The following is a 25,586-nucleotide window of genomic DNA, read 5'->3' as shown; positions in this document are numbered from 1 at the left end:
ATATTATTAAGATAAGTTTTGGAAAAATTAAATTTTAAGAATAAATTTTTTAAAAATTTTAGTACACTTATTTTGTTAGAATGGTAAAATGTTAGAAGAAGTAAAACTTCAAATAATTTTATATAGGAGGAGAGATGAAGAAAAATAATTTTTTTAATTCTTTAGTATTTAAACTAATACTAGGAATTATAATAGGTATTTTTGTTGGAAGCATATCTAATGAAAGCGCCATAGTTGCAATTGATACTATAAAAAGAGTCATTGGCGACTTAATTGGATATATAGTGCCATTAATAATTTTAGGTTTTATAACTCCAGCTATTGTATCTCTAAAAGAAAGTGCAGGAAAGATTTTAAGTGTTACGCTCATAATTTGTTACATATCAACAGTAGGAGCAGCAACAATGTCATTTCTTGCAGGAAAAGCAATTATTCCAAAATTAAATATTGCACCAAATGTTGGAGCAGGAAATGCAATCCCAGAATCAATTTTTAAACTTTCTATTGATCCAATAATGCCAGTTATGACCGCACTTGTAACATCAATTTTATTTGGTATCGCTGTAATTGTTACTAATTCAGAAACATGGGAAAAAATGTTGATTGAATTAAATAAAATAGTTTTATCTATTGTAAACAATGTAGTAATAAAGATTCTTCCAGTTTATATTGCAACAACTTTTGCAGTTTTATCTTATGAAGGAGTAATTATTACTGAATTACCTGTATTCTTAAAGATTATACTAATTGTAATTGTTGGACATTTTATTTGGATGACTGTGATGTATTCTCTTGCAGGATTAATTTCAAAAACTAATCCAAAAGAAGTATATAGACATTATGCACCAGCTTATCTTACTGCAGTTGGAACAATGTCATCAGCTGCAACTTTGCCAGTTGCTATTGAATGTGCTAGAAAGTCTGAAACTCTTGATCCAAAAATCAGAGACTTTGCAATTCCACTTTGTTCAAATACCCATCTTTGTGGGTCAGTTTTGACAGAAGTATTTTTTGTAATGACAGTTTCACAAATATTAACTGGAAAACTTCCTGAAACTGCGAATATGATAGTTTTTATTACACTCTTGGGAATATTTGCTATTGCGGCTCCTGGAGTGCCAGGAGGAACAGTAGTAGCTTCTCTTGGACTAATAACATCAGTGCTTGGCTTTAATGACACAGGAACAGCTCTTATGCTTTCAATATTTGCTTTACAGGATAGTTTTGGAACAGCTTGTAATGTAACAACAGATGGAGCAATTGCACTCATGGTTACTGGAATTTTTAATAAAGTTCCTACTAGAAAGAAGACTAAATAAAAATAATTAGATATGAAAAGACCAAGCTCATAACAAAAGCTTGGTCTTTTTTACTAGATAAAATGTTATTAAATTTATTTTACAAATGTTTTTATAAAGGTTAACACAATTGGTTGGTAAATTATATCAACTAAGAAAGCTCCTACTATTGGAACAATCATCATGGCCTTTCTACTCAAACCATACTCTTCATTTATTGCAGTCATATTAACAATTGCAGATGGTGTGGCACCTAATCCGTGACCACAAAGGCCTGCACACATAACTGCAGCATCATAATTTTTGCCCAAGACTCTAAATACTATAAAGTAATTGTAGATAAGCATAAAGATTACTTGGCAAATTAGAACAATAAGAACGCCACCCATTAAATCTTGAAGCTCCCACAATTTTAAAGTCATAAGTGCTAGTGCAAGGTATAAGTTTAGCATAACATCGCCAATACCATCCACTAAATTACCATTAAAGTTGTAAATGTTTATTTTTTCATTTAAGTTTCTTAAAATAACAGCAATAAACATTGCACCAACGTAATCAGGGAATTGCATATCTATAAGCTTTCCTATGAATTTTGAAACCAAGGTTCCAAGTGCCATAGAAATAATAATTGCAGCTACATTTTTGATGATATCAAGGTTTGATAATTCAACTTTTTCTTCTTTAAATAGATCATCTAATTTTGATGAGTCAAAATCATCGTCATTATTTGCTTTTAAACCATTTTTTACTATTAATCTTCTGCCAAGAGGTCCACCTATAATTACACCAGAAATAAGTCCAAAAGTAGCTGCAGCAGCACCTACAACTGGTGCTTGTGCATAACCCATTTCAGCAAATGTATTTCCATAACTTAAAGCAGCCCCGTGTCCACCAATCATAGATATAGAAGACGCAAGAATTCCATAAGCGGGTTCAAGATCAACAGCCTTTGAAACTAAAACACCAATAGTATTTTGTCCAAGAGATAGAATTCCACAAACTAACCAATAAATAATTAATAGAACTCCACCTGATTTTAATATTTTTAAATTTGCTCCAAGTCCAACTGATGTAAAAAAGACTAGCATAAAAGTAGATTGAAATATATTTTCATAAGTGAAATTGAAAGTATTTGTTTTGTAGCCAATAAAACTTATGAACATAAATAAAAACCCACCGATAACTGGAGCAGGTATACAGTATTTTCTTAAAAATTGTAATTTATTTCTAACTCCATATCCAACCAATAAAACTACTACTGCAAGAGCAAGAGTTAATATTGAATCGAGATTAATAGTTAGAATTCCATTTTCTCTAATAAATTCCATTTTTCCTCCCTTGTATACATTTTATCTAATAAAATGGTATCATGAATTTTTATTTCTTACAAGAAAATGGCTAATTTCTTACGTTTAGAAATAAAAAACTAAAAATATTTATTTATCGATATTAATGTTTCAATTTTTAATAGCTAATTTAAATAATTACAATAATTTATTGTAATTAAAAAATTAAAAAGAGTTTAATATAAAAGATAAATAATATCAAAATAAAAGGAGAAAAAAATGAAAAAAATTAATGTAATTTATTGGTCTGGAACTGGAAATACTGAAAGAATGGCAGAAGCTATTGTAAAAGGAGCTAAAAGGGAAGGAGCAGAAGTAAAATTATTGCAAGTTTCAAGTGCTACAGAAGAGGATGTAAAAAATGTCGATAGGATAGCTTTTGGTTGCCCTGCTATGGGTGCAGAAGAATTAGAAGAAACTGAAATGCGTCCATTTATGGACAAGGTAAATTCATTTTTATCTGGGAAAAATATCATTTTATTTGGATCCTATGAGTGGGCAGAGGGTGAATGGATGAAGCTTTGGCAAGAAGAAATTGAAGGTACTGGAGCTAGGTTAATTGCAGATGGATTTGCCGCTTATGATAATCCTGATGAAGCAGCAATAGAGGAATGTGAAGCTCTTGGAAGAGACTTAGCGAGGTCATAATGTATAAAGAAGTTTTAATTGAATTTTTAAAATTTATTGACGATTTTAAAGACTTTGATTATATACTTGCACTTATTAAATCTACAGTTGCTCCAACTCTTAAAGATCTTAAACTTGGAACTATGATGAATTTTAGAAATGGTAAAAGACCTTTAAAAGATTATTGGATAAAAAATAGATTATTTATAAGAGAATCTCTTTGCCTAGATTTTTTTGAATTGAAAGAAGGAGAAGATTTCATCTTAGTTTATTTTTTTAAAATTGAAAACTTAATAAAGAAACTTTCACAAGAAAAAATAATTAATTATTTAAATTCATGTGGTTATAATTCATGTAAAACAGTAAAAGATTATTTAAATTTTTTAAAAATTAGATTTATAAATAAATGCCCTCATGAAATAGGTATATTTTTAGGTTATCCCTTGAAAGATGTTATTGATTTTCAATTAAAAGATAAAAGATTTTGTAAATGCTCAGGATATTGGAAGTGCTTTAATAATGAAAAAAGTTCTTTAGAAGCTTTCAAAAAATTTGACGAAGTTAAGGTTATTGAAATGAAAAATATCTTGAGAAATTATGGGACGATTTAAAATTTATAAAAAATTAAATAATTAAGACAAAAGAAATACCAGGCTAATAAATTAATTAACCTGGTATTTTTTACTAGATAAAATGCAAATATTCTATTTTACAAAGGTTTTTATAAATGTCAAAACTATTGGTTGGTATATTATATCTACCAAAAATGCTCCAACTATAGGAACAATCATCATAGCTTTTCTACTCATTCCATACTCTTCATTGATTGCTGTCATATTAACTATTGCTGAAGGAGTTGCACCTAATCCGTGGCCACAAAGTCCAGCACACATAACAGCTGCATCATAATTTTTGCCTAAAACTCTAAATACTATAAAGTAAGCATAAATCAACATAAAGATTACTTGGAAAATTAATACTATCAGAACTCCACCCATTAAATCTTGAAGTTCCCATAATTTTAATGTCATAAGTGCTAAAGCTAAATAAAGATTTAGCATTACATCACCAATGCCGTCGACTAAATTAGAACCAAATCTATAGAAATGTGCTTTTTCATTAATATTTCTTAAAATAACAGCAATAAACATGGCGCCAACGTAATCAGGGAATTGCATATCTATAAGCTTTCCTATGAATTTGGAAACCAAAGTACCAAGAGCCATTGAAATAATTATAGCTGCAACATTTTTAATAATATCTAAATTTGTAAGATCAACTTTTTCTTCTTTAAATAAATTATCAAGAGCTGAAGAATCAAAATCATCTTCTGTACTTGCTTTTAAACCATTTTTAACAATCAATCTTCTACCAAGAGGACCACCAATAATAACTCCAAAAATTAGTCCAAAGGTTGCTGCAGCAGCTCCAACAACAGGTGCTTGTGCATAACCCATTTCAGCAAATGTATTTCCATAACTTAGAGCAGCGCCGTGTCCACCTATCATCGAGATAGAGGAAGCGAGCATTCCATATGCTGGTTCTAGTCCAATAGTTTTTGAAATACCAATACCTATTGTATTTTGTACTAGGGAACAAAATCCACAAACTAACCAATAGATAATCAAGAGTTTACCACCAGATTTTAGTATTTTTAAATTTGCTCCAAGTCCAACAGTTGTGAAAAATGCCAACATAAAAGTAGATTGGAAAATATTTTCATATGTAAAGTTAAAAGAGTTTGTCTTATAACCTATGAAAGTGATAAACATGAATAAAAATCCACCAACAACAGGAGCAGGTATACAGTACTTTCTCAAGAATGCTGATTTGTTCTTTATTCCATAACCTACTAATAGAACAATTACTGCAAGAGCCAAAGTTAAGATAGAATCTAAATTAATTGTAAGAATTCCATTTTCTCTGATAAATTCCATATTGCCTCCTTATATTATTAAATTTTATTTTACATTTTATCTAAGTAAATATTATCATAATCCTACCATATATTCAATAATTTATCTTGATAAATAATAAAAATATTAAACTTTTTAATTTAAAAAAGTAATTTATACTTATCGTTTAAAATCTTAATATGCTAGGCTTTTAGTCGATTTTAAAATTATAAAGAAAGTAAAATATGATTTTAAATCGTTTGAATTGTATGGAGAAAATATAATTCTTATAAGAAAAATATACAATAAAAAAATCAAAAATTATATTATAATGACATATAAAATCAAGATAATTATGAACACTAATTTTCTAATTAAAGTAGATTATTCTAAAAAATTATTATAAAATGATATTAATTGTTGTATATAAATAAAAAGATATTATTTTGAAAAATATTTTAATTGAGGTATATTATGGAAAAATTAATTTTTAAATTTTTAGGAAAAGAAGATATAGATGAAATTTACGAGCTGACATCTGAAGTTTATGAAGGTATTGAAAATAAAGAAATATTTTCTCACGATACAAAAGATGATTTGGAACATTTAATTGACGGTGGGGGAGCTTTTGTTGGGGTTTATGATGAAGATAAACTTGTAGCATATAGAAGTTTAAAAGTACCCGACTTAGAAGATAATTTAGCTAATGATGTAGATTTTTATATAGACCCAAAGTCTGTAATTGTAAATGATACAGTTGTTGTTTTAAAGGAATATAGGGGAAGAAATCTTCAAAATTTAACTAGAGAAAAACTTGAAAAAAAATATAGCGATTCTAAATTTACAAATAAGATGTCAACTATATCACCAAAGAATTATAGATCTTATAAAAACACTTTAGATTCTGGTTACATGCTTGTGTCTTTAAGAAAAAAATATCCTGATGAATATTCTCCTGAAGGCTACGATCGTTTTATTTTATTAAAATCAGATGACTTAAATTTAAAATTCACTGGTAGAGAAAGGACGATACATGCAGACGAAACAGAAGATTTAAGAAAAGCTTTTAAAGATAATTATTTCGGAATCTCTGTAGACGGCGAAGGATATATTTTATTTAAAGAAGTAAAGTTTATTTAATTTAATATAAAAGAAAAAGAGGCCAGATATTTTTCTGGTCTCTTTTAGAGTATAAATATAAAATAAGTTTAATTATTTATCAGAATAGTGTTACAAATATAAAATTAATAATGAACCAAATCATTTTAAATAAAAGTTCAAAAAGTGTAAAAGCTATTGCATACCAACCAATAAAATTAATTTTTGATCTTCCAACAAAGCTATCTCTATAAAGAGTAATTGCTATTAAAAGAGAAAGACCAATGAGAATTAAAGTAGCAAGAGGCATAGCAGTTAGAGCTTGTAACATATTGTACTTAAAAAATCCGCCAAATGGTGAAATTATAAATCCTACAAATAGAACTAATTTACAAATTATCCAATTAATAAGTGCGTATTTTCTAACTTCTGGATATGATGTATCTATGTTATCTCTTTCAGTTGCTATATTAAGAGGAATATAAAATTCAAAATAATCAAAAACTAATTTCAATAATAAAAATAGTATTAAAATTAATTTAAAAGATCCGCTACCAATAAAAAGCATTATTGCATTTAATACGATTCCAGTAGCTATCACAATTTTACTTTCTTTTGAACCGAAAGATCCAATATAGTCAGATAATTTTTCAGTAATTTTTTCAATGAAATTTAAAGCCTTATCAATTCCTTGAGATGAATTTGATATTTTTGACTCCAATTTATTTGCCTTTTGTGAAATATTTTTTTCAAAAGATTTTTCAACATTTGAAGTAACTTTTTCTTTATCTTTAACAGGTTTTTCACCTTTATCATTAAAAGAGAAAAGTTCCTTTAAATTTTCTTTCTCCTTAAGCTTATTTTTTTCTTTATTTTCGCCATATTCTATTTTATTTTCAGTTTTTGAAGATTTTTTGAGAGAATCTTCTTTATTTTTGCTAAGTTTGTTCTTATTATCAGAATTAGAAACTTTTAAATCATTAAGATTAGATAAATCTGACTTGGAATTAGAATTAAAAATCTTAGAATCTTTTTTTGATTTTTTCTTTTCTTCTTCAGATTTTTTTATAGCATTTTCTATGTCAATTTTTGGAGTACTAAGAGTATTTTCGAAACTTTTATCTGTATCTTCAACAGATTTACTAATTTCTAGATTTCTAGTATCTTCCTTTTTCTTTGTATCATCTCTCAAATCAGCAAAAATCGAAAATTCATCGTCATCTTCTCTTATAAAATTATTCCATTTTTCTTTAATGGAAAATTTTTTAGAAGATTTATTGTCATTATTTTGATAGTCAAAATTTTCAAAAGAATTATCTAAAGTTGACTTAGAATCTCTATTTTTATCTGATGAAGTCTTCTTTTTATTTTCTTCATCAAAATTTGATTTTTTAAGTTCTTCTTGGACTCTTCTCACAAGTTCTTTTTGACTCATTTGATTTGAAGTAGATTTATCATCTAAGTCATCAAAAAAATTGTTGTTTATTTTATTTTCTTCATTTTTATCTAAAGTTTTAGAAGTGTCTTTTTTTAGAAGACCTCTTTTTTCAACTTTTGAATTATTTGAACTTTCTTTGCTTTTATTTTTTATTTTTTTATCGTCATTAATAGTAGATTTTGATTGAAGATTATTATTTTCATAATCTTTAATATTTTTAGATATTTTTCTATCTACTTCATCTATAATATTTTTAAGTTCATCAGTAGTGTCAATTGCATCTAGAGATCTTGGATTGAAAACTCTAGTGTGCTCGCTAACTTTTTTAACCTTATTGGTGTCTTCAAAGCTTTTCTTATTTGGTGTAATATTTATTTTTACGTCTTTTAAGTTGTGGCCACATGAAGCACAAAAGTTGTCATCTTTAGAAACTGGATTTCCGCATTTTGGACAAAACAATGTAACACCTTCTTTCATAAAATTCTGTAATTTTAATTATAACATATTTTTTTATCTAGATTAATCTTTTATATACTAAAAACAAATTATAGTATATAAAATTTTAATAATTAAAAAAAATACTTATAAGTTAAATTTATGTAAAAAAAGAAGCCCCGAAAGGCTTCTTTAAAAGTTAAGCTAAATTATTTTGCTTGTTCTTCAGTTGCAGTTTCGTTAGTAGTAGCTGCTTCTTTTTCAGCGTTGATTTCTTCTTTAGCTTGTTCTTCTTCAGCTTCTACTTCAGCTTCAGCTTCTTTAGCGTTAGCTTCTACTTGAGCTTTGTTAGCTTCAGCTTGTTCTTCTACAGCGTTGTTTTTAGCGTTTGCAGCTTCTTCTGCTTTGTTGTTAGCGCCTTGGCAAGCTACCATGCCTAACATTAATACAGAGATCATTCCAACACTTGCTAATTTCTTTAAATTTTTCATTTTAATAAATCCTCCTAATTTGAAACATTTTGTTTCTTTGATTTGTCTATATACTATACTTGCCATGTGAAAACTATGTGAAGATGTTGTTAAATATTTTTGGAATAAAAATAAAATCAATTATAAATATTTAAAAATAATTTATAATAGTAAAATTTCATGTATAATTATTACAAGGTGAGAGAATGTACAAAGCATTATATAGAAAATACAGGTCGAAGACCTTTGATGAATTATACGGACAAGAAGCAGTAGTAGCTTCTTTAAAAAATCAAGTTAGAAATAATGAAATTAGTCACGCTTATATATTTCAAGGAACTAGGGGCACTGGCAAGACTTCTGCCGCAAAAATCTTATCAAGAGCGGTAAATTGTCTTAATCCAGTAGATGGAAATCCATGTAACGAGTGCGAAAACTGTAAAAAAATTTTAAGTGAATCAGTTTTAGATGTTGTTGAAATGGATGCAGCAAGTAACAATGGAGTAGACGATATTAGAGAATTGAAGGATAAAGTAATATATCCTCCTCAGTCTCTTAAATACAAGGTTTATATTATTGATGAAGTTCACATGCTTTCTAAAGGAGCCTTCAACGCTCTTCTTAAAATTTTAGAAGAGCCACCGAGACATTTAATATTTATTTTAGCAACGACGGAGATTGAAAAAATACCAGCTACAATATTATCTAGATCTCAAAAATTTAATTTTAAGAGAATTTCCATAGATGATATAGTAGAAAATTTAAAAAGAATTACTGAATTAGAGGGAAAATCTTGTGATGATGAAGTTTTTACATTAATTGCTAAAACTGCAGATGGTGCAATGAGAGATGCTCTTTCAGTTCTTGACCAGCTTTTAACAAAAAATAAAGATCATATAAAATTAGAAGATGCCATGGAAGTACTGGGAATATCATCTTCGGATTTATTATTTTCATTTTCAAAAGCTCTTATAGAAAAAAACATAAGCGAGTCTCTTTTAACAATAGATGAAATTTATAAAGAAGGAGTGGACTTTAATACACTTTCTTCTCAAATATTAAGTCACTTTAGAGATATTCTTTTGGTTAAAACTTTAAAAAATCCCAAAAAAATAGTTTATACAACTTATATGAAGGAGTTCAATGAACTTGCTGGGAAAGTAGAACTTGAAGATTTATTGTCTATAATTGAACTATTAAAAGATCTTTCTCTTGAAATAAAGTATTCAGATAATAAAAGAGTTGTATTTGAAATGAATGCAATAAAAATTTGCAAGAGAAGGTCAGGAGAAAATTTAGAAAATAGAATTAAATTATTAGAAGAAAAAATAAATAATATAAGATTTTCTGGAAATAATCTTGTAAAAAATTCTAATTATAATCCTATTGACAATAATTTAAATAATTCTTATGAAGATAATAGGGATTTTGAGGGATACAATAAAAATAGAAATAATAATGAAAATTTAAACACATCTAATGATAACTTAAATCAAGATAATTTAAATTATGAGTCAAACAAAAAAAATCTTTCTAATAATAAAAATACTAAAACTAGTTCAATTGAAAAATCAAGGCAATCTGCTATAATTAATGATGAAAATAATACTAGTGAAAATAGAAATAAAGCTAATCAAGATATTTCTCTTGAAAGAATTAAATCTGATTGGGCAAAGATAATAAGAGAACTTGAATCTAGAGGAGCTAAAGGTTATGCTGGTTTTGTTGAGCATGCTATACCTGAAAAATTCCATGACAATATTTTAGAGCTAGTATTTGATGAAAAAGATAGCTTGTTTTATGATTACTGCGTAATGCCAAATAATAAAAATATTTTACGAGATTTAATTAATAATGTTTATAATACAAATATAGAAGTAAGGATGAAATTAAAAAAAGACGGAGTAGACAAGTTAGAAGAAATTTTTGGAAAAAATAATATAGAAGATATTTAGGAGGAAAAATGGCTAGAGGTGGATTTAATGGCTTCCCTGGTGGAGGCGGAAGAAATAATATGATGAAGCAAATTGAAAAGCTTCAAAAACAAATGGAAGAAATGCAAGAAAATTTAGCAAATGAGGAAATTTCTGCAACTTCAGGTGGTGGAGCAGTGTGCGCTACTGTAAATGGAAATAAAGAACTTATTTCTATTAAATTAGATAAAGATGCAGTTGATCCTGATGATGTGGAAATGCTTGAAGATCTAATTGTTGCTGCAGTTAATGAAGCTATGAGAAGTGCTGAAAGCAAAATGAGTTCACAAATGGGTAAATTTACAGGCGGTCTTAATATACCGGGGCTATAATATGAATAAAGAAATAGGACCTATAGAAGACTTAATCAAGAGATTAAATCGCCTACCTGGTATTGGTTCTAAAACTGCTCAAAGGCTTGCGTATTATATTATTGGTCTTGAGGATAAAGAAGTTAAGGATTTAGCAGAAGCTCTTATTTCTGCAAAGAATAATACTGTTGAATGTTCAATTTGTATGAATTACGCTGACAGTGATCCTTGTGAAATTTGTTCAAACAAAAATAGAGATGATTCAATTATTTGCGTTGTTGAAAGTCCAAAAGATGTGGATGCAATGGAAAGATCACTTAGTTTTCGTGGAAAGTACCACGTTCTTCATGGGGTAATTTCTCCTCTAAAGGGTAAAACTCCAGAAGATGTAACAGTTAAAGAACTAATTAAAAGAATCGAAAAGGGTAATATAAAAGAAGTAATTGTAGCAACTAATCCAACAGTTGATGGAGATGCAACTGCTAGATATATAAAAAATATTCTAGAGGATTATGATATCCTAGTTTCGAGAATAGGTTACGGTCTTCCAGTGGGTGGAGATTTAGAGTTTTATGATGAAATAACTATTCAAACAGCTATGGAAAATAGAAGAAGATTAGATTAATTTTTGGGACTAAGTCCCAAATTTTTTCTTTACTCATCTATTAAGGGGGAAAATTTTTGTCGAATAAAAAAAATAATTTTAATAAATTCATTCCCACAATTCTTTATGTAATCTTGGCGATAATAATATTTTATGTAGTTGCCATATTTCTTGTACCAAGATTAAATAAAGATTCAGAGATAAAAGAAATAGATTATGTTTCCTTTGTAAATATGGTAAAGAGGAATGAAGTAAAAAAGGCAGAAGTTAGGGATAGAACAATTGCCTTTGAAGTTGAAAAAGATGGAAAGAAAATAAAATATGAAACAAATAGGATGTATGACCCTAATTTAGTTGATAGACTTGTTAATAATAATGTAAAATCTGCACAAGTTTATAAAGCTGAAATGAATCCTGCACTTTCATTTATAATATCTACTGTTGCAACTTTTGCAATTTTTATAGCATTTTGGTTATTCCTATCAAAATTTATATTTAAAAAAATGGGCGATGTAGGTCCAATGAATTTTGGTAAAAGTGGAGCAAAAATTTATGTTGAATCCACTGATGGAATTAAATTTGAAAATGTTGCTGGTCAAGATGAAGCAAAAGAGGCTTTATCTGAACTAGTGGATTTTTTACACAATCCAAAAAAATACACTGAGATAGGAGCAAAACTTCCTAAAGGTGCTTTATTAGTAGGACCTCCAGGAACAGGTAAAACATTGCTAGCAAAAGCTGTAGCTAGTGAAGCAGGAGTTCCATTCTTTTCTATTTCTGGATCAGCTTTTGTAGAGATGTTTGTTGGTCTTGGTGCTGCTAAAGTCAGAGATTTATTTAAACAAGCAGTTGAAAAAGCCCCTTGTATTATATTTATTGATGAAATTGATACAATTGGTAAAAAAAGAGATGGAGCAGGTTTTTCTGGTAATGATGAAAGAGAACAAACTTTAAATCAACTGCTTTCTGAAATGGATGGATTTGATGCAAAGGCTGGAGTGGTAATTTTAGCTGCAACTAATAGACCTGATTCTCTTGATCCAGCTTTATTAAGACCAGGAAGATTTGATAGAAGAATTCCTGTAGAACTTCCTGATTTAAAGGGCAGAGTTGAAATATTAAAAGTTCATGTAAAAAATATCAAAAAAGAAGAAAATATTGATTATGAAAAAATTGCTAGAGCAACTGCAGGAGCTAGTGGAGCGGACCTTGCTAATATGGTTAACGAAGGTGCCTTGAGAGCAGTCCGTGAAGGTAGAGATAAAATGAGTGAAAGAGATTTAGAAGAGTCTGTTGAAGTTGTTCTTGCAGGTTATGAAAAGAAAAATGCAGTTATATCTCCTCGTGAAAAGAGAATTATAGCCTATCACGAAGTAGGTCATGCTTTAGTAGCCGCTAAGCAAAAAGATTCTGCACCAGTTCATAAAATCACTATTATTCCAAGAACTTCTGGAGCTTTAGGTTATACTATGCAAGTAGATGAAGAAGAAAAATTCCTTATGTCAAAGGAAGATGCTTTGAATAGTATAGTAACTTTAACAGGTGGAAGATCTGCGGAAGAATTAATATTTAATATTAGAACAAGTGGTGCTTCTAACGACATTGAAAAGGCGACAAAAATTGCAAAAGCTATGGTTACAAGATTTGGCATGACAGATGAATTTGGTTTTGTTGCTCTTGAATCAATGACTAATGCATATCTTGGAGGAGATACTTCTTTACAATGTTCACCTCAAACACAATATGAAATTGATGAGGCTGTTCAAAAAATTATTGATGAAGCACACAATGAAGCTAGAAAAATATTGCGTGAAAATATAAAAGCACTTCATGCTATTTCTGAATATTTACTGCGTCAAGAGACGATATCAGGCGAAGAATTTATGGATATCTTAAAAAAATATGAAGAAAAAGAAAGGTTTTCATTGGATAATGCTAATGAAGAGTCTAGTGATAACAATGATGAAATGGCGTAATTATTAACAATTTGTTATTTATACAAGTATTAAGAATTAATAATAGATAAGGAAAAAGATTTTTCTATTTTTAGAAAAGTCTTTTTTTATTATTCAATTTAGATTAAAATATAATAGTAGAGTAAAGAATTAATTAAAAAGAAAGGAAGAGAAAATGATATTTTCAAACGCAGTTGTGCTGTCAGTAATTATTTTGGCAGCTTTATGTTTAGCGAAAGTACCTGTATTTTTTTCGCTGATGATTTCAGCAATATGTGCAGGACTTATTTCGGGAGCAGGAATTTCAGATACTATGGAGCTATTAATTGGAGGAATGGGTAATAATGCCGAAACAGCTCTTAGTTATATACTTCTTGGTTCATTAGCTTTTTGTATGCAAGAAACTGGTGCAGCAGATATAATGGCAAAAAAGATTGGATCACTTGTAAAAGAAAACAAGATTCTTCTTTGTGTTATTATAATTTTAATTGCAATGGCAGCGGAAACTATTATTCCAATTCACATTGCCTTTATACCAATTTTGATACCGCCACTACTTTCACATATGAATAAAATGAAAATGAACAGGAAAATGCTTTCTGTTTCCTTTGGTTTTGGTCTAAAGGCGCCATATATAGCAATACCTGTTGGATATGGTGCAATATTTCAAGGTCTTATAGTAGATTCTTTTAACAGATCAGGACTTTCAATTGTTAGAAAAGATGTTATAACAACAAACTGGATGGTTGCAGCAATAATGTTTATTGGTCTTGTAGGAGGAATGATCTTCTTCTCAAGAGACAGAGACTATTCACAAAAAGATGTAGAAGATTCAAAAGTAAAAGATATTCCAGACAAATTGGAAAAGAAACACATTTTAGTTCTTTCATCAGGACTAATAACCGTTTTAGTACAAATATTTACAGATTCACTTCCACTAGGTGCATTGGTAGGTCTTATCTTCATTGTAGTTACTAGAGTTATAAAATGGGAAGACATACAAAAAATGTTAGATGGTGGTATTAGTATGATGGGATTCATAGCTTTTGTAATGTTAATTGCAGCTGGTTACGCCAATGTGCTTATAAAAACAGGAGCAGTTGATGATTTAGTACAATTTGCAACATCTTTACTTGGAGGTTCAAAACTTGTAGCTTCTTATGTTATGATTCTTCTTGGTCTAATGATTACACTCGGTATAGGTACATCATTTGGTACAGTTCCAATTATTTCAGCTATCTATGTTCCTATTGCAGTGAGCCTTGGATATTCAGTTCCAGCTACAATTTTACTTGTTACAATTGCAGCAGTATGTGGAGATGCAGGATCACCAGCATCTGATACAACTCTTGGACCAACATCTGGACTTTCTGTTGACGGTCAACATGACCACATAAAAGATACTTGTATTCCACAATTTACTTTCTATGGAATACCATTAATATTAATTGGTGGTTTTGTTACAACTTTAATTTAATAAAAATATTAAAAAGAAATAAAAAATAAAAGAGACTTACTGCGGGGTGTACAGTAAGTCTCTTTTATTTTTGAAATATAAGTAAAGGATAGTAAAATAACTTGAATATTATTTCACTAATTTAATTATAACTCTAAAAAATAAAAAGTAAAGAATTATTTTGCAATACGAAGACTATTCCATAAAGTGGAATTATTTATTTTGACACTCAGGACAAATTCCTCTCAACTCTACAATATGTCCAACAACTTTGTAGCCAGTTTCATCTTCAGCAATTTTTTCAAAGTCAGATATTGGACATTCTTTAATTGGAGATACTTTTCCACATTTACTACAAACAATGTAATGTCTGTGTTCAGTTTGAGCGTATTCATAATAAAAGAGTCCATTAGAATATAAATTTTTTCTTATAATTCCCTTGTCACATAGCTCATTTAACATCCTGTATAGGGAAGTAAAGCTGGGAATAGATTCCTTATCTGTTAAATCAAAAATTTCTTCTGTGTTCATGGGAACATTGGATTCATTTAAAAGTTCTAATAGAGCAATTCTTCCTTTAGTAACTTTTAAATTATTATTTCTTAAAATTTCTTCATAACTTTTCAAATTTTCACCTGCTTTCAATAAACAATTATATCAAAATTTATTTAATTTAAAAAATTACTTTCATAAATATAAATTTCTGTTATAATAACAAATAGAAATCATTATTGTTTAGGAGGAAATATGAAAAATATAAAAAAGATTTTATTTTTATTAGTTGGAATTGTTTTATTATCAGCTTGTTCAAAGGGAGTTGATACAGAAGATGCTAAAGAGGAAGTAAATACTGAAAGTGATTTAAAGGTTTACGCTTCTGTTTATCCCATGTATGATTTTACAAAAAAAATCGCAGGAGATAAAATTGACGTAGAAATGATTATGCCACAGGGTACAGAACCTCATGGTTGGGAACCAGATTCAAATGCAATTAAGAATTTGGAAAATGCTGATTTATTTATATACAATGGTGCAGGTTTGGAATCTTGGACTGATAAAGTAATAGATTCTTTATCAAACAAAGACTTAAGAGTTGTTGAAGCATCTAAGGGAGTGGAACTTATAAAATCAAATCATAATCATGAAGATGAGGAACATGATCACAACCACAATCACGAGGAAGCAGGAGAAAACCACAACCACGATCACGAGGAAGTAGTAGAAAATCACAATCATGAAGAAGAGCATAATCATGAAGCTCACCATCATGGACCAATGGATCCTCATGTGTGGATTTCACCAAAGAACGCAAAAATTGAAATGGAAAATATAAAGGACGCCTTAGCAGAACTTGACAAAGAAAATGCAGATTATTATGAGTCAAATTATCAAAAATATGCTAAAATGTTAGATGAACTTGATGCAAAATATATGGAAAACTTAAATAATTTGCCAAATAAGACAATTGTAGTTAGTCATGAAGCTTATGGATATTTATGTAAAGATTATTCTTTAACTCAAATTGGTGTTAAAGGCGTAAATGCAGAAACTGAACCAGATGCAAAAAAAATGGCTGAAATAATTAAATACATCAAAGAAAATAAAATTACAACTATTTTTACAGAAGAATTAATTGATCCAAAAGTTTCAAAAATTATCGCAGAGGAAACAGGGTGCCAGGTAAAAGTACTATCACCAATTGAAGGTCTAAGCGAAGAGCAAATTAAAAATAATGAAGATTATTTTAGCATCATGGAAAAAAATCTAGAAAATTTAGTAGGTGCTTTAAAATAGTGAAGGAAAAATTGTTAGAAATTAAAAATCTAAGTTTTAAATACAGCGATGAATTAATCTTAGATGATATAAATTTTGATGTCTTTAGGGGCGACTACATCGCCCTTATTGGCTCTAATGGTGCTGGAAAGTCGACTTTAGTTAAACTTATTTTAAATCAACTAAAGCCTCTTTATGGCACTGTTTCTTTTTATACAGAAAATGGAATTAAAAATGTCGGCTATGTACCACAACTTTCCATGCCATCAAGCCTAGAATTTCCAATAACAGTAAAGGAATTGTTGTCTCTTGCTCTTTATCCAAGTAATAGAGGATTTAGAAAATTAAAAGATTATCAAATAGAAAAAATTGACAATGCCCTAAATTTAGTTGGCATGAGTAAATACAAAGATAGGTTATATACAGAACTTTCAGGAGGACAGAGACAGAGGATTTTAATTGCAAAAACCCTAGTTGCAACACCTGAATTTCTCATTCTTGATGAACCAATGACAGGAGTTGACAAGGAATCTAAGGAATCTTTATTCCATCTTCTAAGTCACATAAATAATAAACATAATATAACAATTTTGATGATAACTCATAATCTTGAAGAAATTGAAAACAATGTAAATAAGGTTTATGAAATAAAAGATAAAAAAATAAGGGAAGTGAAGTAATGGAAATTTTTCAATATTCATATATGATTAAGGCCCTTATAGTTGGAGCATTTTTGTCCATAATAATTCCTTGCATGGGAGTAGTTGTTGTAAATAAAAAAATATCAGTAATTGGAGATGCCCTATCTCACGTCTCTCTTGCAGGTGTGATGCTTGGACTTATTACTTCCACATCACCAGTTATTGGGGCACTCATTCTATGTGTTATTGGGTCGATTTTTCTTGAATATGTCAGGACTAAATTTCCAGGATATCAAGAAATTTCCTCTGCCATATTAATGAGTACAGGAATTGGACTGGCATCACTTTTTTCTGGTTTTGTAAAAACAAGTGCAAATTTTGAAGAATATTTATTTGGATCAATTATAGCAATACCGGAATTGGATTTTTATTTAATACTTGTTGTTGCAGTTCTTGTATTTATTTTATTTTCTTATTTATTTACAGAGCTCATGTATATATCCTTTGATGAATCATCAGCTAGATTATCTGGAGTAAATGTTGAGAGAATAAATTTGATTTTTATGATTCTAATTGCCGTTACAATTTCTGTATCTGCAAGGACAGTTGGGATATTAATAATATCATCACTTATGGTTGTGCCAGTTGCGTGTGCAATGCAATTTAAATTGGGTTATTTAAAGACAACAATTCTTGCTTCATGCTTTGGATTTATTTTTACAATGCTAGGTTTAGTTTTATCTTTTTACTTTGGACTAAAACCAGGGGGAGCAATTGTATTAATTGGAGTTATATCTCTAACAATTATTTTATTAATAAAGAAAAAATAAGAGTGAGGATTTTCCCCACTCTTATTTTTATGTTGATTTTTGATTTGTTTAAGATAAAAAAATTTTTTAATGGGAAATAAATATAAGTCCTTCTTTATTTATAAGTATCTTTGTTTTATGATAGATGATAGGTACTAAGAGGTGTTTTATGGAAATTCTAGTTAAAGAAAATAATTATAAAATAGATATTGAATATAAAGAAGATAAAAAGTTAAGGGATTATTTATTAAAAAATGAGGAAGCAAAGTTTTTAGTAATAACTGATGAAAATGTCTTTAATCTTTATGAAAAAAGATTAAAAAAGATTATGAATGGCTTAAATTATTTTATTTATAAATTTCCAGCTGGTGAAAAATCTAAGTCTATGGAAAATTATATAAATATAAATAAATTTTTACTGGAAAATAATTTTAATAGAGGTGACTTGATTGTAGCCTTTGGAGGCGGAGTTGTTGGAGATATATCAGGTTTTGTTGCATCAACATATTTAAGAGGAATTGATTTTATTTCTGTTCCAACAACTTTATTATCAATGATAGATTCATCTGTTGGTGGGAAAAATGGAATAAATTTTATGAACTTAAAAAATCAAATAGGATCATTTTATTTTCCAAAATATGTTCATATAGATTACAGTTTTTTAGAAAGCCTTGACGAGAGAAATATAAATAATGGGCTTGCAGAAATTTTTAAATATTCGGTTCTAAAAGATAAAGATTTTTTTGATTATTTAAAATCTTCAAAAGATTTAGACTACGAAAAAGTTATTTATAAATCACTAAATATAAAACTAGAATTTGTAAAAGACGATGAAAGGGATAAGGGAAAAAGACAAAAGTTAAACTTAGGTCACACCATTGGTCACGGTATTGAATCTCTTTCAAATTATAAATTAAATCATGGTGAAAGTATTGGAATAGGAACTATATATATGGCAAGAGCTTCTTATAAATTGGGTCTTGCTAAAGATAATTTTTATAAAGATTTAATTAGTGCTTATGAAAATCACAAATTGCCTACTCATTATGACTTTGACACAGAAGAAATATTAGAAATTTTAAAGCACGATAAGAAAATAAAAAACAATCTTATAAATGTTATAATTCCTGTAAAAATTGGTGAAGTTATTAATAAAAAGATGGATTTTAATGAACTCAGAAAATTAATTGAATTAGGGAAAGATGATGAATAGAGTTATTGAAAATAAAAAATTAAGTGGTCAAATTTTAGGAATAAGTTCAAAATCTTATGCTCATAGAGCAATTTTTTGTGCTGCCTTGTCAGAAGGAGAATCTATTTTAGAAATTGAGGATTTGTCTAAAGACATTGAAAGTTCCTTAAATTGTATAAAGTCTTTAGGTGTTTCAGTCAAAAAAAAAGATAGTAAATTTTACATTAAAGCCCCAAAGAAGTTTAATAAAAATGTTTCTATAGATGTAGGTGAAAGTGGGACAAGTTTGAGGTTTATTTTGCCAATAGTTGCAGGCTTGGGTATTGATGCTGAAATAATAAGAAGAGGAAGCTTGATTTCAAGAACAAATGAAGTTTATTTTGATTTATTTCCAAAACATGGAGTCTCTATAGAAGAAAAAAATGAAAAAATATTTGTAAATGGTAAATTAAGGGATTTTAACTTTAAGCTTACTGCAAATATAAGTTCTCAGTTTATATCTGGTCTTATGCTGGCTTCAGCAAGTTCTGATTCAGATTATAATATTGAACTTACTACGGATATTGAATCAAAATCATATATTCAAATGACTATTGATGTAATGGAAAAATTTGGAGCAAAAATAGAAAAAGTAAATAATTCTTTTAAATGTTCTGGAAAATTATATAGTCAAAATTATATTGTAGAAAAAGACTGGAGTAATGCCTTATTCTTTTTGGCAGCAGGAGTAGAAGTGCTTGGACTAAATAAAAATTCAATTCAAGCTGATAAAAAATCTCTGAAATATTTTTGTGAACTGGGTTTAGAAAATATCTCAAAAAAAGATTATAAATTTGTAAAGAACAAAGAAGCAAAGGATAAAATTACAATCGATGCCAAAGATATTCCTGATTCTATTCCAATATTGGCAATATTATCAGCTCTTTATGCTAAAGAAATTAATATAATAAATACTAAGAGATTAAAGTTGAAAGAAAGTGACAGAGTAAAATCTACACTTGATATGCTAAGAAATTTGGGAGTAGAAAGCCAAGTTTATGAAGATTCTTTTTCTTTCAAAGGAGTTAGAAGTTTTAAAAGTTGTGAAATTCATTCTTATAATGATCACAGGATTGCCATGTCAGCTGCTATTGCCGCTACTTTTGCAGATGGCCCTATTACAATTTTAGATAGTGAGTGTGTAAAAAAATCTTATAAAAATTTTTATGAAGATTTTGAATCTCTTGGAGGTGTTTGTCATGTCCTATAGTTTTGGAAAAAATTTTAAAGTAACTTTATTTGGTCAATCACATTCTAAAGAGATTGGAATTGTAATTGATGGAATAAAAGCTGGTTATAAAATAAATAGAGAATTAATAGAAAAAAATTTAGACAGAAGAAGACCTGGGAAAAATGAGTTTTCTACATCAAGGAATGAATTAGATTCTTTTAAAATTGTTAGTGGGGAAGTTAACAATATTACTTGTGGAGCACCCTTAACATGTATTATAGAAAATAAAGATCAAAAAAGTGAGGATTATGAAAATTTAAGAGATCTTCCCAGACCATCACATGCTGATTATCCTGCTTACGTTAAATTTTCTTCCAACAACGATATAAGAGGCGGTGGACAGTTTTCTGGAAGAATGACTGCACCTATTGTAATAGCAGGCTCAATTGCAGAAGACCTGCTTGATAAGAGAGGAATAAAAATTTTTTCTAGAATTAAAAAACTAGGTGGAATAGAGGATTTTGATTTAAAGTTAGAAGATATAAAAGAAGAAAATTTTTCTAATTTTAAAAATCAACTTTTTCCAGTGATAGATGAAGATGTAAGAGAAAAAATGAAAGAAGAAATCTTAAAAGTTAAAAAGGAAGAAAATTCTATTGGTGGAATTGTAGAAAGCTACATTTTAAATATGCCAGTTGGAATTGGAGAACCATTTTTTGACTCAATTGAATCGGTTATTTCTCATGCAGTTTTTTCGGTTCCAGGGATAAAAGGAATAGAATTTGGAAGCGGATTTGAATCTTCAAATATGCTAGGAAGTGATCATAATGATGAATATTATTATGAAGATGGTCTTATAAAAACAAAGTCAAATAATCACGGGGGAATAATAGGAGGACTTTCAACTTCTATGCCAATTGTATTTAGAACGGCAATTAAGCCAACAAGTTCCATTGGTAAAATTCAAGACACAGTATCTCTTAAAAAAGGGACAAACGAAAAATTAAAAATTGTAGGAAGACACGATCCTACAATAGTACCAAGGGCCCTTGTTGCTATTGAAATGATAACAGCAATAGCTATCCTTGATTTAGTAATGGAAGGTGAAAGATGAGAGATCTTAGGGAAGATAGAAAAATTTTGGATGAAATAGATTCTAAGATTATATCTCTATTAGAGAATAGGATGGAAATCGTAAAAGAAGTAGGTAGCTATAAGTTAAAAAATAATTTAAATATAGAAGATAAGAATCGTGAAAAATTTATCATTGAAAAATTAGAAAAATCAATTAATCCAGAATTTAAAAACATAGTTGAACCTATTTACAGTGAAATTTTTAAAGAGAGTAAAAAATTAACTTCAAAAATAAAAAATGAAAATTTTAAATATGGTTTAATTGGAAAAAGTTTATCTCATAGCAAATCTAAAGAAATTCACGATTTTTTATCAAGATATGACTATTATTTACGTAATATAGATGAAAATGAACTTAGGAGCTTTTTTAAGCATAGAATTTTTAAAGGTATAAATGTCACTATTCCTTATAAAGAAATTTCAATGAAATATTTAGATGAAGTAGATAATCTAGCAAAAGAAATTGGAGCTGTAAATACAATTGTTAATAGGAATGGAAAGCTTATAGGTTACAATACAGATTATCTTGGATTTAACTATAGCATAAGTAAATTTGGCATAAATTTAAAAAATAAAAACGTTTTAATATTAGGTAGTGGTGGTGCCAGTAAGATGCTACAAAAACTTCTTCTTGATAAGCATGTAAAAGATTTTGTAGTTATTAGTAGGTCTGGAGAAAATAATTACAATAATATCGAAAAATTTTATGATTATAATTTAATAATAAATGCAACTCCTATAGGGATGTATCCCAATAATATGGAATCAAAAATTAATTTGGAAAATTTTAATAAACTTGAAGGAGTAATAGATTTAATTTACAATCCTCTTAATACAAAATTGATTTTAGATGCAAAAAAATTAAAGATTAAAACTATGTCAGGTCTTTTGATGTTAGTTGCTCAAGCCTTTTATGCCGCAAAGTTTTTCTTAGATGAAAAGTTAGATGAAAATTTAATTGATAAAATTTACGATAAATTAAAATTTGACATGACAAATATAGTATTTATTGGTATGCCTTCAAGTGGCAAAACTACAATGGCTAAAGCCTTGGCTGAAAAGCTAAATAGAAAATTTTTGGACACAGATCAACTTATAGAAGAATGTGAAAATAAAAAAATTCCTGAAATATTTGAAAAAAATGATGAAGAATATTTTAGAGATTTAGAATCTAAAATCCTTTCTAAGATTAGTAAAGAAACAGGTCTAGTAATTGCTACTGGTGGAGGAACAGTTCTAAGAGAAGAAAATAGAGATTTAATTCTACAAAATTCTCTAGTTGTTTATCTTGACAGAGATTTGAAAAATTTAGAAACAGAAGGAAGACCACTTTCAAAAAATTTAGACAATTTAAAAAGATTATATTGTGAAAGACATAAAATCTATGAAGATCTATCAAATATTAGAATAAAAGTTATAGAAGATAAAGATAAAAATCTAGAGTTAATTTTAAAGGAAGTTGAAAATTATGAAAATTTTAGTGATTAATGGTCCAAATATAAATATGCTTGGAATTAGAGAAGTTAATATTTATGGCAGTGAAAATTATGAAACTCTATTAGAAAGAATTGATAAACTTGCAAGTAAAGAAAATATAGAATTAGAAGAATTTCAATCAAATCATGAAGGAGATATTGTTGATATAATTCAAAATGCTTATAGGAATTTTGATGGTATAGTTATAAATCCTGCCGCTTATACACACACAAGTGTTGCAATACTTGATGCTTTAAAAGCCGTTAATATACCTACGGTAGAGGTTCATATATCAAAACTTTCAGAGCGTGAAGATTTTAGACAGGTTAATTTTATTAGAAAATTTGCCATAAAGTCCTTTGAAGGTTACGGAATTTCTGGATACGAAAAGGCGATTATATACTTAAAAAATTATTTAAAGGAGCAGAAATGAGATCACTATTAATAGATAATTACGATTCTTATACTTACAATCTTTTTCAACTCATAGGAAAAGTTAGTGGAATAGAACCTATTGTAATAAAAAATGATGAGTTGACTTTTGAAGAAATTTTAGACTTAGAATTTGATAATGTTATTATTTCTCCTGGACCTGGAAGTCCAGATAAGGAAAAAGATTTTGGTGTTTGCAAGGAAGTTATAGAAAAACTGAACAAACCAATTCTTGGGATTTGTCTCGGTCATCAAGGAATTTATTTTTATAATGGTGGAAAAGTGCTTAGAGCTGAAGAACCTATGCACGGAAGACAAAGTGAAGTAGTTCACAATGGAAAAAATCTTTTTTTAGGAATTGAAAATAATTTTAAAGTTACAAGATACCATTCTTTAACATGTGAAAATAAGGAACTTCCAAATATTTCTATTGATGCAAGAACAAAGGATGGCATTGTAATGGGTATTTCTCATAAGAAAAAACCAATATATGGCTTACAATTTCATCCAGAATCTATAGCTAGTGAATATGGAGAAAAATTAATTCAAAATTTTATAAATATTACCAGGGATTTTTATGAGGAAAATAAACTTTATTTTGAAATAATTGATAAAAATCTTGATACATCAGTCTTATATGAAAAATTATACGCATATGATGATAAAACTATTTGGCTTGATAGCAGTAAAATTGAAGAAGGGCTATCTAGGTTTTCAATTTTTGGACTTCAAAGTGAAAAAAGAGAGCATATTCTAAAATATAATGTCGATGATAAAATTGTTGAAAAAATTTATTTATCACAAAATAAAAAAGAAACATTTAACGAAGATATTTTTAATTTTTTAAAGAATAATAGAATAAAGTGGCCTTATAATGAAGAATTACCCTTTGATTTTCAGCTGGGTTACATTGGATATTTTGGATATGAATTAAAAAAAGATACAGAAAAAGTGAAAAATAAACACTCTTATCCATATCCTGACTCCTATTTAAAATATTGTGATAGAGCAATAGTTTATGATCACATGGAAATGAAAGTTTATATTTTATCTTACAAAGACGATATAGATTGGATAGAAAATATTAAAAAAATTATAGATGAAGATTTTGAAAATAATATAGAAGAAAAAACAAAAAAAGAATTTCCAAAATTAAAATTTGAAAAAGACAAAAAAACTTATATAGATGATATAAAAAAGATAAAAGAATTAATTTGTGCAGGAGAAACTTATGAAGTTTGTCTTACAAATAGATTAGATATCTTTGACAAATTAGATGGAAAGAAGTATTATATGGAACTCAGAGAGAAAAGTCCTGGACAGTACAGTGCCTTTCTACCTTTTGAAGATTTAAAAATAGCATCTTCATCTATGGAAAGATTTTTAAAAGTTGATAAAAATAAAATTGTCTCAACGAAACCAATTAAGGGTACCATTAAAAGAGGAGAGTCTGAAGAAGAGGATAGAAAGCTAATTGAAGAACTTAGAAGTGAAGAAAAAACAAAATCAGAAAATTTAATGATAGTAGACCTTTTAAGAAATGATCTTGGAAAATTTTGTGAAATTGGTTCAGTTAATGTTCCAAAATTAATGGATGTAGAAACCTATAAAACTTTGCATCAACTTGTAACTACAGTTTCAGGTAAAATTAGAGATGATGTCGATATAATAGATGTTCTTGAAAAAACTTTTCCTGGTGGTTCTATGACAGGTGCTCCAAAAAAGAGAACTCTTGAAATAATTGATGAGCTAGAAACTTATCCTAGAGGTGTTTATTCAGGAACTATTGGATATATATCAAATAATTCCACTATGGATTTTAACATTGTTATAAGAACAGCTTTAATTGAAAAAGATAAAGCTAGTATAGGAGTTGGAGGAGCAATTATACTTTTATCGGATGAAGAGGAAGAATTTGATGAAATTGTTTTAAAAGCAAAGGGTTCACTTCTTGCACTTCAATCTTACTATAACAATTTCGACGAAATATATATTGAGGGAAGCAAAAATTAA

23 protein-coding genes are annotated in these 25,586 nt (G+C 28.4%); 18 read left to right on the top strand and 5 right to left on the bottom strand.

Annotated features, from left to right (window positions below; translation table 11 throughout):
• Positions 1-134: 134 nt before the first annotated feature.
• Positions 135-1,319, top strand: a complete 1,185-nt coding sequence (locus BN3657_RS06940; protein WP_062552326.1) for a dicarboxylate/amino acid:cation symporter — start codon at positions 135-137, stop codon at positions 1,317-1,319.
• Positions 1,320-1,393: 74 nt separating this feature from the next.
• Here the strand turns inward: BN3657_RS06940 and gltS (BN3657_RS06935) are convergent, their stop codons facing one another.
• Entirely contained in the window at positions 1,394-2,626 is a 1,233-nt protein-coding gene (gltS, locus tag BN3657_RS06935; protein WP_062552325.1) for a sodium/glutamate symporter, read from the bottom strand.
• Between the two features lie 237 nt (positions 2,627-2,863).
• On the opposite strand from gltS (BN3657_RS06935), the gene BN3657_RS06930 reads away from it, so the two are divergent.
• Both BN3657_RS06930 and BN3657_RS06925 read left to right on the top strand, forming a co-directional pair.
• Entirely contained in the window at positions 2,864-3,292 is a 429-nt protein-coding gene (locus BN3657_RS06930; RefSeq protein WP_062552324.1) for a flavodoxin, read from the top strand.
• Positions 3,292-3,882, top strand: a complete 591-nt coding sequence (locus tag BN3657_RS06925) for a DUF3793 family protein (RefSeq protein WP_062552323.1) — start codon at positions 3,292-3,294, stop codon at positions 3,880-3,882. Before BN3657_RS06930 ends, BN3657_RS06925 begins: the two co-directional genes overlap by 1 nt.
• Before the next feature lie 93 nt (positions 3,883-3,975).
• Here BN3657_RS06925 and gltS (BN3657_RS06920) read toward each other — a convergent pair whose 3' ends face one another.
• Entirely contained in the window at positions 3,976-5,208 is a 1,233-nt protein-coding gene (gltS, locus tag BN3657_RS06920; protein ID WP_062552322.1) for a sodium/glutamate symporter, read from the bottom strand.
• A 432-nt stretch (positions 5,209-5,640) separates the two neighbouring features.
• Here gltS (BN3657_RS06920) and BN3657_RS06915 point away from each other — a divergent pair, with 432 nt between their 5' ends.
• On the top strand, positions 5,641-6,306 hold the full coding sequence (locus BN3657_RS06915; protein ID WP_062552321.1) for a hypothetical protein: 666 nt from the start codon (positions 5,641-5,643) through the stop codon (positions 6,304-6,306).
• A 79-nt stretch (positions 6,307-6,385) separates the two neighbouring features.
• Here BN3657_RS06915 and BN3657_RS06910 read toward each other — a convergent pair whose 3' ends face one another.
• A complete protein-coding gene (locus BN3657_RS06910; protein WP_230204195.1) occupies positions 6,386-8,179 on the bottom strand; it encodes a zinc ribbon domain-containing protein in 1,794 nt (597 codons plus the stop codon).
• A 167-nt stretch (positions 8,180-8,346) separates the two neighbouring features.
• Positions 8,347-8,628, bottom strand: coding sequence for a hypothetical protein (locus BN3657_RS06905; protein WP_062552320.1), 282 nt, complete (start codon positions 8,626-8,628; stop codon positions 8,347-8,349).
• A gap of 185 nt (positions 8,629-8,813) precedes the next feature.
• On the opposite strand from BN3657_RS06905, the gene dnaX reads away from it, so the two are divergent.
• The 5 genes from dnaX (at position 8,814) to BN3657_RS06880 (ending at position 14,927) form a co-directional block, all read left to right on the top strand.
• A complete protein-coding gene (gene dnaX / locus BN3657_RS06900) occupies positions 8,814-10,562 on the top strand; it encodes a DNA polymerase III subunit gamma/tau (protein ID WP_062552319.1) in 1,749 nt (582 codons plus the stop codon).
• Between the two features lie 8 nt (positions 10,563-10,570).
• Entirely contained in the window at positions 10,571-10,912 is a 342-nt protein-coding gene (locus BN3657_RS06895) for a YbaB/EbfC family nucleoid-associated protein (protein ID WP_019138349.1), read from the top strand.
• Between the two features lies 1 nt (position 10,913).
• Positions 10,914-11,516, top strand: coding sequence for a recombination mediator RecR (gene recR / locus BN3657_RS06890; RefSeq protein WP_062552318.1), 603 nt, complete (start codon positions 10,914-10,916; stop codon positions 11,514-11,516).
• A gap of 56 nt (positions 11,517-11,572) precedes the next feature.
• On the top strand, positions 11,573-13,471 hold the full coding sequence (gene ftsH, locus BN3657_RS06885; protein WP_062552317.1) for an ATP-dependent zinc metalloprotease FtsH: 1,899 nt from the start codon (positions 11,573-11,575) through the stop codon (positions 13,469-13,471).
• A 154-nt stretch (positions 13,472-13,625) separates the two neighbouring features.
• On the top strand, positions 13,626-14,927 hold the full coding sequence (locus tag BN3657_RS06880) for a Na+/H+ antiporter NhaC family protein (RefSeq protein ID WP_019138346.1): 1,302 nt from the start codon (positions 13,626-13,628) through the stop codon (positions 14,925-14,927).
• A gap of 192 nt (positions 14,928-15,119) precedes the next feature.
• Here the strand turns inward: BN3657_RS06880 and BN3657_RS06875 are convergent, their stop codons facing one another.
• Positions 15,120-15,533 (bottom strand): Fur family transcriptional regulator, encoded by a 414-nt coding sequence (locus BN3657_RS06875; protein WP_062552316.1) that lies wholly within the window; start codon positions 15,531-15,533, stop codon positions 15,120-15,122.
• 120 nt (positions 15,534-15,653) lie between these two features.
• Here BN3657_RS06875 and BN3657_RS06870 point away from each other — a divergent pair, with 120 nt between their 5' ends.
• From BN3657_RS06870 to pabB, 9 genes are all read left to right on the top strand, one after another.
• A complete protein-coding gene (locus tag BN3657_RS06870; protein WP_062552315.1) occupies positions 15,654-16,700 on the top strand; it encodes a metal ABC transporter substrate-binding protein in 1,047 nt (348 codons plus the stop codon).
• Complete coding sequence (locus tag BN3657_RS06865) at positions 16,700-17,359, top strand: metal ABC transporter ATP-binding protein (RefSeq protein WP_062552314.1); 660 nt, start codon at positions 16,700-16,702, stop codon at positions 17,357-17,359. Before BN3657_RS06870 ends, BN3657_RS06865 begins: the two co-directional genes overlap by 1 nt.
• Entirely contained in the window at positions 17,359-18,150 is a 792-nt protein-coding gene (locus BN3657_RS06860; RefSeq protein ID WP_062552313.1) for a metal ABC transporter permease, read from the top strand. Before BN3657_RS06865 ends, BN3657_RS06860 begins: the two co-directional genes overlap by 1 nt.
• 148 nt (positions 18,151-18,298) lie before the next feature.
• Entirely contained in the window at positions 18,299-19,342 is a 1,044-nt protein-coding gene (gene aroB / locus BN3657_RS06855) for a 3-dehydroquinate synthase (RefSeq protein ID WP_062552312.1), read from the top strand.
• Complete coding sequence (locus BN3657_RS06850; protein ID WP_230204194.1) at positions 19,332-20,570, top strand: 3-phosphoshikimate 1-carboxyvinyltransferase; 1,239 nt, start codon at positions 19,332-19,334, stop codon at positions 20,568-20,570. The genes aroB and BN3657_RS06850 overlap by 11 nt, the downstream gene beginning before the upstream one ends.
• Positions 20,560-21,645 (top strand): chorismate synthase, encoded by a 1,086-nt coding sequence (gene aroC / locus BN3657_RS06845; protein WP_019138341.1) that lies wholly within the window; start codon positions 20,560-20,562, stop codon positions 21,643-21,645. Before BN3657_RS06850 ends, aroC begins: the two co-directional genes overlap by 11 nt.
• On the top strand, positions 21,642-23,153 hold the full coding sequence (locus BN3657_RS06840; protein WP_062552310.1) for a shikimate kinase: 1,512 nt from the start codon (positions 21,642-21,644) through the stop codon (positions 23,151-23,153). Before aroC ends, BN3657_RS06840 begins: the two co-directional genes overlap by 4 nt.
• Positions 23,134-23,574, top strand: a complete 441-nt coding sequence (aroQ, locus tag BN3657_RS06835) for a type II 3-dehydroquinate dehydratase (protein ID WP_062552309.1) — start codon at positions 23,134-23,136, stop codon at positions 23,572-23,574. Before BN3657_RS06840 ends, aroQ begins: the two co-directional genes overlap by 20 nt.
• Positions 23,571-25,586, top strand: a complete 2,016-nt coding sequence (gene pabB, locus BN3657_RS06830) for an aminodeoxychorismate synthase component I (RefSeq protein WP_082676834.1) — start codon at positions 23,571-23,573, stop codon at positions 25,584-25,586. The genes aroQ and pabB overlap by 4 nt, the downstream gene beginning before the upstream one ends.

Origin of the sequence: Peptoniphilus phoceensis, assembly GCF_001517665.2 — a bacterium.
Lineage (GTDB): Bacteria > Bacillota > Clostridia > Tissierellales > Peptoniphilaceae > Peptoniphilus_A > Peptoniphilus_A timonensis.
Note: the sequence above shows the minus strand (reverse complement) of the source record. Positions and strands in the feature narration are given on the sequence as shown.